Source organism: Variovorax nitratireducens (assembly GCF_051216545.1).
In the GTDB taxonomy this organism is placed as follows: domain Bacteria; phylum Pseudomonadota; class Gammaproteobacteria; order Burkholderiales; family Burkholderiaceae_C; genus Variovorax.
In genome coordinates this window covers 35,240-47,734 of sequence record NZ_JBPJZO010000001.1, presented here as the reverse complement: position 1 = coordinate 47,734, position 12,495 = coordinate 35,240, and the positions used below count along the sequence as shown (strand labels likewise).

Genomic DNA, 12,495 nt, shown 5'->3' with positions numbered 1-12,495 from the left:
CTAGTCGCCCGGACGCGTTGCCCATGTCGTCACCCCGTACCCTGTTGCTTGCAGCCGCCCTTGCCACGCCGCTCGCTGCCACGGCGATCCAGGACTGCGAACTCAACGGCCAGAGCGTGAACCCGGCCAATGGCAGCACCACCGCCGGCAAGACTGGCCTGATGCGCTGCAAGGATCGCAACAGCGGCGAGCTGCAGCGCGAGCAGGAGCTGAAAAACGGCGTGTTCATGGGCATCGTGCGCTATTACGGCAAGGGCCAGCCGATCAAGGAACACAGCGTCAACGCGAACGGCAACATGGAGGGCCGGGCGCGCGAGTTCTCGCCGACGGGCCAGGTGCTGCGCGAGGCGACCTACGTCAACGGCAGCGAACGCGGCCTGGTGCGCAGCTTTCATCCGAACGGCCAGTTGCGCCGCGTGGCTTTTCACGCCGAGGCCGGGGGCGAGCAGGCTTCGGTCGAGTTCAACGACAGCGGCCAGCTCTCGGCGCTGCGCTGCGGCGACCGGCCGATGCTGGCTCCCGCGGCCGACGACGCCAAGCTTTGCGGCTTCGGCGGCAAGGCTGCCGAGGTCGAGCTGTTCGACACGCGCGGCGCCCTGCGCACCCGCGCCGTGTGGGCCGGCGGCAAGCGGCAACGCAGCGAGAACCTGTACGACAACGGCAAGCCGTCGGCACAGGAGGAGATCACCGGCAGCCAGCGCATCGAGCGGCGCTTTTCGGCGGAGGGCGTGAAGCGCGCCGAGATCGTCTGGCTCGTGACCGAACGCGGCGGCATCCGGCAGGTCGAACAGACGTTCTCCGAAACCGGCACGCTGGTGCGCGAGCAGCGCTGGAACACAACCGGCGAACACGTCAGCGACAAGAGCTTCTTCCTGAACGGCCAGCCGCGCAGCCAGTCGTTCTACAGCGGCAGCGGCGAGGCGCGCTCGGTCGAGAACGCCACCTTCCACGACAACGGCCAGCGCGCCAGCCTGGGCCGCTACAGCGCCCCGCCGCGCGGCCGCCAGATGCCGGCCGGCACGCACCAGCGCTTCGACGAAAAGGGCACGCTGGTGGCCGAATCGGTCTACGACGCGAAAGGCCGGGTTACCCGGGAACGCGCCTGGGACGAGGCAGGCAAGCTGCAGCGCGACGACGAGGTGTTTGAGGACGGGTCGCGCAAGGCGTTTGCGAAATAGCCGCAGCAGCCGCAATTGCCCCGGCGGCTAGCGTGCAAACGCCTTCAGGAGGCGGGGCTGCACCGCCCCGAACAGCCACCTGAAAAAGCGTGACCAGGTGGGCCGCTGCCACTCCAGCACCAGGCCGAGCAGCGACGACACGACGAGGATCACGATGACCGCCTGCCAGAACTGGCCGGCGTCGTTCACCTTCAGCCCGAACAGGGCGAGGTAGAGCACCAGCAGTGCGTGGTGCAGCACGTAGATCGGGAAGGTCAGATCGGCCAGCAGCCGGAAGTTGCGCGCCACGCGGGGCGACGCCACCACGGCCGCAGCGGGTGCTGCCGGCGGCAGCATCCACAGCGCCAGTGCGACGAACACGCCCGCCACCCAGTCGCTGGCGAACTGGTTCGCGAAGAACAGCGGCTTCTCGCCCAGCGCAAAGGGAAAGGGCGGCAGATAGAGCACCGTGCACGCCGCCGCAGCGAGTGCCAGCGCCACGCACACCCACGACAGGCCGCGCCCGAGCTGCGGCCGCGGCAGCTGGTAGGCCGCGCAACCCATCAGCCAGATCGGCATCATCAGCACGATCTTCGGCCCGGCCACCAGGCAGGCTCCCAGCGCCAGTGCCCACGACTTGAGGCCCCGGCCGGTGCAGTACCAGAGGCCGAAGATCACGTAATACCAGAACTCGAAACCGAGCGACCACAGCGGCCGGTTGACCGGCGGTGCTGCCGAGAAGAACCAGAGCTCGTTCAGGAACAGGGCGGTGACGGCATAGCGCGGGCCGAAGGTTCCGCGCACGTAGTTGGCGATCAGGTCGGGGTTCGCCTGAACCCTGACCACGATTTCCACCACGGCAGTCAGCAGCAATGCGGGAATGACCATCGAGCACAGGCGGCTGAAGCGCGCCTGCATATAGGACGACAGGCTGCGCTGCTTTTCGCTGGTGGTGTAGGCGATGACAAAGCCGGACAACACGAAGAACACGATCACTGCCGCGTGCGAAAGGTCGCCCGGGAGCTGGGCCGGATGCGCCGTCGCGGGAAACCAGACGTCTTCGATGTGCCGATAGAGCACCGTGAGTGCCGCGAGCAGGCGCAGGCTGTCTAGCACCAGGCTGGTGCTGCCTTCGATGCGTCGCGGCGCCGTGTTCATCGGTCGGTTCGATTCCCTCAGTCCAGCTTGATGCCCTGGGCCTTGATGATCGGCCCCCAACGCTTCGATTCTGCACGCGACAGCGCCGCGAACTGCTCGGGCGTGCCCGGCAACGCTTCCATGCCGAAATCGTTGAAGCGTTTTTGCACCGCCGGATTGCCGAAGGCCTTGTTGAGTTCGCCGTTGAGCTTGGCGACCACCGGCGCGGGCAGCCCGGCCGGGCCGAGCACGCCCTGGAACGCGAACACCTCGGTGTTCGGCACGCCGACCTCGGCCAGCGTGGGCACGTTGGGCAGCAGCTTGCTGCGCTGCGCCGAGCCGATCGCAAGCACGCGCACCTTGTTGCCCTGCATGATCGGCAGGCCTGAGGCGAGGTCGAGGAACATGCACGGCACCTGGCCACCCATCACGTCGGCCATCGCGGGTGCGGCGCCGCGGTAAGGAATGTGGGTGATGAAGGTGCCGGTGCGGTTCTTGAACATTTCCATTGCCAGGTGATGCGGCGAGCCGTTGCCGGGCGAAGCGTAATTCAGTTTGCCGGGGTTGGCCTTCGCATAGGCCAGGAAAGCCTTGAAGTCCTGCGCCGGAAAGTCGGGGTGCACCACGAGTGCAAGCGGAAAGCGGCCGATCGCGCCGATGTGGCTGAAGTCTTTTTCGGGATTGAACGGCAGCTTTCCGAACAGGTACTCGTTGAAGGCCAGCACGGCGTTGTCGGCCGACATGATGGTGTAGCCGTCCGGCTTCGACTTCGCCACCAGATCCGCACCGATGTTGGTCGAGGCGCCGGGCCGGTTGTCGATCACGATGGCCTGGCCGAGTCCCGTGCGCATCGCCTCGGACAAGGTCCGCGCGATCACGTCGGTGCCGCCGCCCGCCGGGTACGGCACGATCCACTTGACCGGTTGCTCGGGGTAGCCCTGGGCGCGCGCCCACGGCGCGAGGGCGGTGGTGGCGCCAGCGGCGGCCAGGCCGGTGAGGAGGGTTCTGCGTTGGGCGTTCAAGTTGTTGTCTCCGGGGATGATGAAAGGGATGGTAGTGGCAGCGCCTCCAGCGCGTCGGCCAGCGCCTGGCGGCAGCGCGCCTCGTCGCCGACCTGTTCGAACAGCAGCAGCGCGAGCCGCGCAAGGAACAGCGATTCGCGCGCGCCGCCGGCTTCGCTGATGGCATTCGCGCAGGCGGCATAAAGGCGGTCGCGGGCCTCGGGTTGCAGCGTGGCGGTCATGCGGCCTCCAGCTTCCGGGCGGAATACAGCGCACCGGCGCGCACCAGCGCCTGCCGGAGCACTTCGACCGGCGGCGTTTCGCGCCAGCGCGCGGCCACATGGCCGTCCGGGCGCAACAGGTAAACCGCACCACGCCGCTCGTCGGCGCCGAGCGCGGCGAAGGCGGCGGCGTTGTGCGCATCGCGTTGCAGCCTGTGCTGCACCAGCGGCACGCCCTCCATGTCGAACGGCACGCTCTCGCACTGCAGCACCAGCAAGGTGAAAGCCGGCGCCTGCAGCAGATCGGTCAGGTGCCGATCCGGACCCAGCTGCAACTCGGGCATCACTTCGCCGGGCTGCGGCCCCGCCGCCAGCGCGTCGCTCTCGCTCGAGAGGGCCGAGTCGTCGTAGCACACCGCCTCGGTCTGCCGCGGGTTGATGAGCCTGGCGATCTCGCGATGCCGGGCCGAAAGCGACAGCGCGGCCTCGCGCAGCAAGTCGAAACCGCGCGAGGGCGGCGACATGAATTCGGTGCTGCGCATCGCGCTCGCGGCGTTGATGTGGAAGGCCGCGATGCGCTCCTGCGAATAGCTGTCGAGCAGCGCCGCGTCGGATACGCCGCGCGCCACGAGAGCGAGTTTCCACGCGAGGTTGTCGGCGTCGTCGAAGCCCGAATTGAGGCCGCGCACACCGAAGATCGGCATCGCATGCGCTGCGTTGCCGGCAAACAGCACGCGCGCGTGACGGTAGCTGGCGAGCGTCATCGCGCCGGCACGGTACACCGATGTCCAGACCGTGTGCCATGGCAGATGGCCTTCGCCGATCGCGTCGAGATGGCGTTGCACGAACTCGGCAACGGCCGCGGGCTGCAGCGCTTCCTCGGTGCTTTGGCCCGCGCGCAGCTGGTAGTCGATGCGCCAGATGTCGTCGGGCTGGCGGTGCATGAGCACGGTCGAGCCGGGGTTCCACGGCGGGTCGAACCAGGCGCGGCGCTCGGTCGGATGGTCGCTGTGCAGTTCGATGTCGATGATCACGTAGCGGCCCTCGTAGCCGGTGCCTTCGAGCGCCAGCCCGAGCGCCTTGCGCACGAAGCTCTGGCCGCCGTCGCAGGCGGCGAGCCACTCGCCGTGCAGGGTGTAGGCGCCGTCGGCATTGCGCACGTCGAGTGTCACGCCCTCATCGTCCTGCGCGAGCGCGACGAGTTCGGTGCCCCAGCGGATGTCGACCAGCCCCGGCGTCGCCGCGTTGCGGCGCATGATCTCGTCGAGCAGGTACTGCTCGATGTAGTACTGCTCGAGGTTGATCATCGGCGGCAGCTTCTGCGTGTCGTCGTGCGGCATCTCGAAGCGGAACACCTCGTCGGTCTTGTAGAAGCTGCGCCCGCCCGTCCATGGCAGCCCCTTGGCCAGGAACGCGGGCAGTGCGCCCAGACGCTCCATGATCTCCAGGCTGCGGCGCGAGATGCAGGCCGCGCGGCTGCCGACGCAGACGGTGTCGTCGGCTTCGAGGATCACGCTGCGCACGCCATGGTTGGCAAGGCCGAGCGCGAGCGCCATGCCGACCGGTCCGCCACCGGCGATGACGACGGGATGCCGGCCCAGCGCGATGCCAGCCTCAAGCGGTGGCGTAACAGGCGCAAAGCGCGTGTAGTGGAAGGCGCCGACCGAAGGCGGCAATGCGTCGCCGGCCATGGGCGGCAGCGGGCCCGAGGCAGCGTCGCCAGGGCGGGCGGAGGGAGCGGTGGGAATGGCGGAAGAGCTCATCGAAATCTCAATGCAGAACGCGTTGCAGCCAGGCTTCCATCGCGTCGGCCGATTGCGTGACGAGCGCGGGCTGGCCCGCAAGGTAATGGTTGCCGCCGACGACCGGTACTTCGGTGAGCCGGTCGCGCCCGGCCTCGCGCCAGAGAGCGGCCGTGCTCGGGAAGGTCGAGCCGTCGGCCGTGTGGGTCATCAGCAGCACCGGCACCGAGGTGCGCGCGAGGCAGGCCGGCCCGTCGGCCTGTGAAGCAGAGGACCATTGCGACAACCACGAGCGCAGCGTGTTGAAACGGCCCATCGCATTGGCCGCGTAGTTGACCGTGCGCGCGTCGCCCCAGATCGAGCCGACCGGGCGGTCGTTGGCATCGAGCGAGATGTCCAGGAAGCGCGGGTCGCTGTGGGTGCGGTAGACCAGAAAGGTCTGGTCCGACGGCGCCCCCGGCGTGCCGCGCAGCATGCGCAACCGCCCCCACACCCAGGCTTCGATGCGGTCACGCCGTGCAAGCTGGGCGGCCCGAAAGCGCGCCACGTAGTCGGCCGCGAAGGGCACGGGCTCGGCCCCTGCGTAGAGGTCGAAGGCCGGGTCGGTCGCGAGCGGATCGGCCTCGTCGATCACTGACGGATCCAGCCACTCGGCGAGCAGCCGCGAACGGCCCGGGTGTGCGGCCGACAGCATCAGCGCATCGACCGGCGGCAGATCGGCCGGCGACAGGTGCGTGGGCAGGCCGTCGACAAAGGCGGCGGCGGTCAGCGACTCGGCCTGCGACTGGTAGAACGCCGACAACGCCGCGCCGCCCGAGTTGCCGACGAGCACCACCTTGCTGAAGCCCTGCGCGCGCAGCCACTTCACGCCGGCGCCCAAGTCCTGCAGCACCGTTTCCATCAGCAGCATGGTGTCGTTGCCCGCATAGCGCGAGTTGAGCCCCATGCAGGCGATGCCGCGTGCGGCCAGCGGCTCGAGCAGGTAGTGGCCCATGAAGTTGCTGGTGGGATGCATCACGATCGCCGCCGTGCCGGTGCCCTGCCCTTTCGGCCGCATCAGCGCGCCGAAGATGCGCGGGCGCAGCGCCTGCAGGCCCGACTGGCTTTCCATCGTGACGCCGGGCTGGACGTCGATGACCACGAGCTCGGCCTCAGACATGCGCGGCCCTGCGTTGGGCCGTCCAGGTCGCGAGCGATGCGTGCGCGTCGCGCTTGTAGCCCTCGAGCACTGGCTGGGTCGCGAGCTCGGTGGTCAGTTCGAGGCGCAGGCCGTTGGGGTCGAAGAAGTAGATCGAGTGGATGTAGCCGTCGTGGTCGGTAATGCCGATCACGTCGATGTCGTGGGACTGCAGCCGTGCCTTCATGTCCTGCAGCGCCTTGTCCGAATCGACGCGCAGCGCGATATGGTTGACCCAGGCCGGCGTGTTGGGCGAGGGCGCGGCGGCCATGTCGTCGCCGAGGTCGAAGAACGCGATGTGCGAGCCGTCGGCCATGCGGAAGAAGATGTGCACGTAGGGGCAGTGCTCGCCGGTGGAAGGCACGGTGTCCTTCTTGATGACGTGCGTGAGCGGCAGGCCGAGGATGTCTTCGTAGAAGTGTCGGGTTTCTTCGGCGTCGCGGCAGCGCCAGGCGAAGTGGTGCAGGCCGTGGATCGGATGGAGCGTCGTGGGGTTCGTCATGGTGGAGGGATTGTCCCGATGCCCCTCGTTGCTGCGTGTCGTAACTTCGTACGAAGTGTTTACCCTGAGGCCCCATGAAGCGACGCCGCATCCATCCCGCCCGCACGTCGATGGACGCTTCGGTCGCCGTGGGCATCGTTGCCGGCATCGGCACGCCGCACCTGGCCGACGGCTTTCTGGCCGCGATGCAGCAGGTGCTTCCGCTCACCTTCTGCACCGTGTTCGCGCTCGGCGCCAGCGGGCGTGTGGTGACCGTTTCAACGGCCAGCAACTACGGCGATGCCGCCGCGCTGACTTCGGAGCGCTACATCGAGAACCGCTTCGACCTGCTCGATCCCAACATGGTGTGGCTCTCGGCGCGCAAGCTGCCGAAGCAGCCGCAATTGTGGTTGAGCCACCAGCGCGCCGACGAGGTGGCCGACCCGGCCTACCGCGCGGCCTGCTATGGCGATGTCGGCATTCGCGAGCGCAGTTCGGTGCTGCTGCTGTTGCCCGGCGGCCAGCGCGCGGCTGTGAGCTTCTATCGCAGCCTGGCGCTGCCGGAGTTCGATGAAGCGGATTTCAGGCTGATTGCCGCTCACGGTGCGCTGCTGGCCGAGGCCACCGCCGCGCACAGCCGCGGACTGGTCGGGGCGGCCACCTCGCAGCAATCCGCCGGCATCCGACCGATCGAGCCGCGCCTGCTGGTGCTGACCGTGCGCGAGCGCGAGGTCATCGGCCACCTGTTGGCCGGCCGCACCGCCAAGCAGGCCGCGCGCGCGCTGGGCGTGGAACTCAGCACCGTGCGCACCCACCAGTACCGCGCATTCCGGCGGCTGGGAATCGGGACGCTGAAGGCGTTGCTGCTGGAGCTTGGAGGGCGGTAAAGGCGTCAGCCCGCCACCATCGACAGCGCATGCCCGCTGTGCAACTCAAACACCTGCGTCATACGGCCAAGCACTTCGGCTTCTGCCGCCGTGAGCACCTGCTGCTTGTCGAGCATCGCGCGCACCTTGTGCCATGCGGGCAGCAATGCCAGCGCCATCTTTCGAAACTCGAGCAGCGTTTCCGGCAAGCGGAATCCGCAGTCCTGGCACAACGCTTCCCATGAGTGATGGCCCACCGCGTCGAAGGTCTCTTCATCGCCGATGAACAGCGCGAGGCCCGTATCGCCATAGGCGCGCACGCACAGAAGATCGTAGAAGGGAGCCATGGCAAACCCCTTGTCGTCGATCAGCAGCGAAAGGTTCTTGGCGTGCGCGTCGGCATTGCCAACCAGGAAGTTGAACATCACCCAGCGCTGCAATTGCAGCAGGTCGCTACCTCGCACATGCAACGCGCGCAGGGCTTCAACCAGTTTTGGAATGCTGACCAGCCCACCCGAACGCTCGTACTTCCACCCCGAGCCGTGCCCCAGCAACTGGCAGCCGTCGATCTGATGCAAGCCGACGATGTTCCCGGCGGCCATCAGCCGGTCGTAGCGTTCGATGACATAGACCGGCTCCGGAACGCGCAGCAGCCACACGTCGGGCACCGGCAGCCTGAGTGCCCGCGCCAGCTTCATGCAGGCGTATTCGTTGATGGCGCTCGGGGCGTAGCGCGCCTGCCGGGTATCGGGCTTGAGAATGTGCGTGGTGGGCGACTGGCCAACACTGTCACTCAAGCGCATGGCCTTGGCGTCGAAGCGCAGGCCGATCTTGTCCTGAGCACCCGCAAGCGACATGGTGGCCGCATCGTTCGACACCAGCAATGGCGTGCGGTCACGTGCGCCGAGACGCTGGCTCAGCGCCTCGAAAGAAAGCGGCCGGTATTCCTGCGCCAGCGTTGGCCGCGCGTCTTCGGGCAAGAGCGACAGCACGCCGGGCAGCTCGGCACCGAGCCGGCCCAACACGTCGAAGCTGGACGCACCGCGCAACTGGATCGCGCTGACGATGTCTTCGAGCGCATCGCCTTCGGGCAGCAGGTTCTCGAAAAAGCTGCGAACCAGCGCACCGACGAAGCGGCCAGGGCGCAAAGCGAACTGCGGCGCCAACACATACGCACCCGGCTGATCCAGCCATTGCGCGTCGTATTCGAAGAAGAAGTCAGCCGCTTCATGCCCGAACCATCCCATCGGCCGTGCGTTGGCCCAGACGCGCAGGCAGATCATTCAATCACGGCGCGTTGATCGTCAGCAGACGACGCGGCCGGAACTGGCGGTTCATGGTGCCATCCGGTTGCAGTCAGGGTCAGGCCCAGCCCCCGCGCCAGTTGAAGCAGGCGCCCCAGGGAGCAACGCGCCGGATTGCTCTCGGCATCCCGAATGAAGGACACGCTGACATTGCACACCGACGCCGCCTGGGTCCGCGACAGCCCTTGACGCTTGCGCTCGGCCGTGAGGCGCGTTGCCAGTTCGGGAAGTGCATCGGGGGTGAGCTGCATTTTTTGACCTTGCGAGGGCATTTTGGCCTAAAAAATCAGCAGCGTCGAAGAATTTGTGCCTATAGGGTCACTTGCCGCTCGGATTCAGGATTGGATCACCTGCCGGGAACGCCCTGATAGTTGCCCTTTAGAGGGCGCTTCTGCTCAAAACGCAGGCAGTTCGGCCGAAATTGATCCTATAGGGTCAATTTTTCGATGGACACCGGTTTGAATTAATGGCCGTTAATTGATGGCGCCACAACTTCCTGCTCGATCGCCCCGAACACCGACTGCCCATCCTTGCCCTTCATCTCGATGCGGATGGTGTCGCCGTATTTCATGAACTCGGTGCTCGGCTGGCCGTCCTGAATGGTTTCGATGCAGCGCTTTTCGGCGATGCACGAATAGCCCTTGGGCCAGTCCATGCCGCCATCTTTTTTCTCGACACCCTTGTTGCTGACGGTGCCGCTGCCGACGATGCTGCCCGCGCGCACGTTGCGCGTTTTCGCGATGTGCGCGATGAGCTGGCCGAAGTGGAAGGTCATCTCGTCGCCGGCATCGCACAGGCCGACCTTGCGGCCGTTCCAGGTGCTTTGCAGCGTGAGGTGCACGCGGCCGCCGATCCAGGCTTCGCCCAGTTCGTCGGGCGTAACCGCGACCGGGCTGAACGCGGTGGCGGGCTTGCTCTGGAAGAAGCCGAAGCCCTTGGCGAGCTCGGCCGGGATCAGGTTGCGCAGGCTCACGTCGTTGGCCAGCATCACGAGGCGGATGCCGTCGAGCGCCTGTTCGGCCGAGGCGCCCATCTTCACGTCAGCGGTGACGACCGCGATCTCGGCCTCGAAATCGATGCCGAAGGCTTCGCTCGCGACCACCACCGGGTCGGTTGGGCCGATGAAATCGTCGCTGCCGCCCTGGTACATCAGCGGGTCGGTGTAGAAGCTTTCGGGCACTTCGGCATTGCGGGCCTTGCGCACCAGTTCGACGTGGTTCAGGTAGGCCGAGCCGTCGGCCCATTGGTAGGCGCGCGGCAGCGGCGCCATGCATTGCGTCGGGTCGAACGGAAAGGCGTGGCGTGCGCGGCCGGCGCTGACGCTTTCGTACAGATCCTGCAGCTGCGGGCTCATGAAGCCCCAGTCGTCCAGCACCTGCTGCAGGCGGCTGGCGATTCCGGTGGCGTAGTGGGCGCTGCCGAGGTCGCGCGAGACGACGACGAGCTGGCCGTCGCGCGAACCGTCTTTGTAGGTGGCGAGTTTCATGGGGTGCGGTGGTCGGTGCGGAACGCCGGGCGGCCGGCATCGCTCTACTAAACTGGTTGAACGGCGGCAGTGTACCGAGCCCGCCCCTTCCACCTGCCATGACGACGATGCCGCGCACCGCTGATGCTGCTCCACCACTGGCCGGCGCAGCGCGCCCGGCCTGGCGCGTGCTCGCGCTGCTGACCGTGCTGGTGGTGACGGCGCACCTGGTGGTGCTGGGGCTGATGCCCGCGGGCATCGGGTCGGAGCAGTTGCCGCTCGCGAGCAAGTTCATCACCCGCACGATCGTGATCGCGCCGCCGCCGGCCGCGGCCGAGGCACCGGCGCCTGCGGCGGCATCACCGCCGCCCGTGCGCGTCGCCAGGCCAGCGCCGCCCAAGCGCCCGCGTGAGATCACGCCGCCACGCGTTGAACCGGCACCGCCAGCGCCGGCACCTCCGGTGCTGACGGCGGAAACCTCGCAGGATCCATTGCCGGCCGAACCGGCCGCGGAGGCGCCGGCAGTTGCCGCCTCCGAGCCCGAAGGCGCCGCTGCGGCGCAGACAGCGGACGCCGTGGGCCCGGCCGGCGGCTCCAACCCCGCCATGGCCGCGCTGACGGCCGGCGGCTCCAACCCCGCCATGGCCGCAATGACCGCCGGCGCCACGCAGCCGCTGCTGGTGCCCGGTTCGGTGCGGCTCGCCTTCGACGTCACCGGCCAGCGCGGCCCGCAGCCGATGTCGGGCGTGTTCGGCGAGCTGATCTGGCTGCAGAACGGCGCCGAGTACAACGCCCGGCTGTCGCTCACGATGCTGTTTCGCACCTTCCTGCGCCAGACCAGCACCGGCCGCGTCGACGGCAGCGGCATCGCGCCGACGCGGTTTTCGGAGGTGCGCAAGGCCGAGGTGGCCTCGCACCTGGTGCGCGACCAGGGCAAGGTGGTGTTCAGCAACAACGCGCCCACGGTGCCGCTGCTGCCGGGTGCGCAGGACCGGCTCAGCGTGGTGATGCAACTCGGCGCGCTGATGGCCGGGGACCCGAAGCGCTTTCCCGCAGGCAGCAAGATCGAGGTGCAGACCGTCGGGCCGCGTGATGCCGACGTCTGGGTCTTCAACGTCGAGGGCGAAGAAGCGATGCACGTACCGGCCGGCGACTTCACGGTGCGCAAGCTCACCCGCAGCCCGCGTCGCGACTTCGACCACAAACTCGAGCTCTGGCTGGCGCCTGAAATCGGCTTTTTGCCTGTCCGGATCCGGCAAACGCAGACCGACGGCGACATCATCGACATGCAACTGCGCGACAAAACGGCCCCGCCGGTGGTGAATTGATCACGCTCTTGTGGGCCAAATGCCTGCAAACAGTCGGCAGTTCTTGAAACTGGCGCGTTGATTGCTATCTAGTGATCATGAATGCAATCGACTACAGGAGCCACCCCGCCATGCAGATGCTCTATGACTCGGATTCTTTCGTCGTCGTGCACGTGCAACCCAACGAGGACGACGAACCGATTGCGCCCAACATCCCGGTGCTGGCGCGCCACGGCTTTGAAATCGTGGACAAGCGCTCCGGCAAGGAGGTCTACCTCGACGGCTCCTGGGCCGAACTGTTCCATCAGAAGATCACGGCCTGGCAGCTCAATACCCCGACCCAGGAAGAGGTGGAAGACACCCTCGAGGGGTACGCCGAACTGGCACAGAACCCGGTGCTGATGCACTAGATTCAACTCGCCCCCAGGCTGCGCGCACTTCGTGTCGCTGCGCCTACCCCCTGCCCGGGGGCACCACCGGCGGCCCGGCGGAGCCGGTTCCGCGGTGGTTCACGAACAAGTGGCGGTCAAGCTGCTGGGGTGTCGGCCCGTGCAGGCTGCTGCATTGCGAACGGGATGAGCACCGCCATGAATGGAGACAGGCGAAAGCGAAAAGGGATGGCACGACGGCAGCAGGC

General features: G+C 67.4%; 13 protein-coding genes. 4 read left to right on the top strand and 9 right to left on the bottom strand.

The window, feature by feature from the left end:
• Positions 1 to 23 precede the first annotated feature (23 nt).
• The gene (locus tag ACSFA8_RS00250) at positions 24 to 1,178 is read left to right on the top strand and encodes a toxin-antitoxin system YwqK family antitoxin (protein WP_435477536.1); all 1,155 of its coding nucleotides are present in this window, start codon (positions 24 to 26) and stop codon (positions 1,176 to 1,178) included.
• Between the two features lie 27 nt (positions 1,179 to 1,205).
• Here ACSFA8_RS00250 and ACSFA8_RS00245 read toward each other — a convergent pair whose 3' ends face one another.
• From ACSFA8_RS00245 to ACSFA8_RS00220, 6 genes are read right to left on the bottom strand one after another with little or no spacing between them, the layout of a single operon-like run.
• Positions 1,206 to 2,315: an acyltransferase family protein gene (locus ACSFA8_RS00245; RefSeq protein ID WP_435477535.1), complete on the bottom strand. Its 1,110-nt coding sequence runs from the start codon at positions 2,313 to 2,315 to the stop codon at positions 1,206 to 1,208.
• Between the two features lie 17 nt (positions 2,316 to 2,332).
• The gene (locus tag ACSFA8_RS00240; RefSeq protein ID WP_435477534.1) at positions 2,333 to 3,316 is read right to left on the bottom strand and encodes a Bug family tripartite tricarboxylate transporter substrate binding protein; all 984 of its coding nucleotides are present in this window, start codon (positions 3,314 to 3,316) and stop codon (positions 2,333 to 2,335) included.
• Positions 3,313 to 3,537 (bottom strand): hypothetical protein, encoded by a 225-nt coding sequence (locus ACSFA8_RS00235; RefSeq protein WP_435477533.1) that lies wholly within the window; start codon positions 3,535 to 3,537, stop codon positions 3,313 to 3,315. The genes ACSFA8_RS00240 and ACSFA8_RS00235 overlap by 4 nt, the downstream gene beginning before the upstream one ends.
• Entirely contained in the window at positions 3,534 to 5,279 is a 1,746-nt protein-coding gene (locus tag ACSFA8_RS00230) for an FAD-dependent monooxygenase (protein ID WP_435477532.1), read from the bottom strand. The genes ACSFA8_RS00235 and ACSFA8_RS00230 overlap by 4 nt, the downstream gene beginning before the upstream one ends.
• A gap of 7 nt (positions 5,280 to 5,286) precedes the next feature.
• Complete coding sequence (locus ACSFA8_RS00225; protein WP_435477531.1) at positions 5,287 to 6,417, bottom strand: alpha/beta hydrolase; 1,131 nt, start codon at positions 6,415 to 6,417, stop codon at positions 5,287 to 5,289.
• Positions 6,410 to 6,937 carry a VOC family protein gene (locus ACSFA8_RS00220; protein WP_435477530.1) on the bottom strand — a complete coding sequence of 176 codons (528 nt, stop codon included), beginning with the start codon at positions 6,935 to 6,937 and terminating at the stop codon, positions 6,410 to 6,412. The genes ACSFA8_RS00225 and ACSFA8_RS00220 overlap by 8 nt, the downstream gene beginning before the upstream one ends.
• A 74-nt stretch (positions 6,938 to 7,011) precedes the next feature.
• On the opposite strand from ACSFA8_RS00220, the gene ACSFA8_RS00215 reads away from it, so the two are divergent.
• On the top strand, positions 7,012 to 7,803 hold the full coding sequence (locus tag ACSFA8_RS00215; protein WP_435477529.1) for a helix-turn-helix transcriptional regulator: 792 nt from the start codon (positions 7,012 to 7,014) through the stop codon (positions 7,801 to 7,803).
• Positions 7,804 to 7,808: 5 nt separating this feature from the next.
• Here the strand turns inward: ACSFA8_RS00215 and ACSFA8_RS00210 are convergent, their stop codons facing one another.
• The 3 genes from ACSFA8_RS00210 to ACSFA8_RS00200 form a co-directional block, all read right to left on the bottom strand.
• A complete protein-coding gene (locus ACSFA8_RS00210; protein ID WP_435477528.1) occupies positions 7,809 to 9,065 on the bottom strand; it encodes a HipA domain-containing protein in 1,257 nt (418 codons plus the stop codon).
• Entirely contained in the window at positions 9,062 to 9,337 is a 276-nt protein-coding gene (locus tag ACSFA8_RS00205; RefSeq protein ID WP_435477527.1) for a helix-turn-helix domain-containing protein, read from the bottom strand. The genes ACSFA8_RS00210 and ACSFA8_RS00205 overlap by 4 nt, the downstream gene beginning before the upstream one ends.
• A gap of 212 nt (positions 9,338 to 9,549) precedes the next feature.
• On the bottom strand, positions 9,550 to 10,572 hold the full coding sequence (locus ACSFA8_RS00200) for a fumarylacetoacetate hydrolase family protein (RefSeq protein ID WP_435477526.1): 1,023 nt from the start codon (positions 10,570 to 10,572) through the stop codon (positions 9,550 to 9,552).
• Between the two features lie 107 nt (positions 10,573 to 10,679).
• On the opposite strand from ACSFA8_RS00200, the gene ACSFA8_RS00195 reads away from it, so the two are divergent.
• Entirely contained in the window at positions 10,680 to 11,879 is a 1,200-nt protein-coding gene (locus ACSFA8_RS00195) for a DUF3108 domain-containing protein (RefSeq protein WP_435477525.1), read from the top strand.
• Positions 11,880 to 11,956: 77 nt separating this feature from the next.
• Complete coding sequence (locus ACSFA8_RS00190) at positions 11,957 to 12,268, top strand: BTH_I0359 family protein (protein ID WP_286541156.1); 312 nt, start codon at positions 11,957 to 11,959, stop codon at positions 12,266 to 12,268.
• The last annotated feature ends 227 nt before the right edge of the window (positions 12,269 to 12,495 follow it).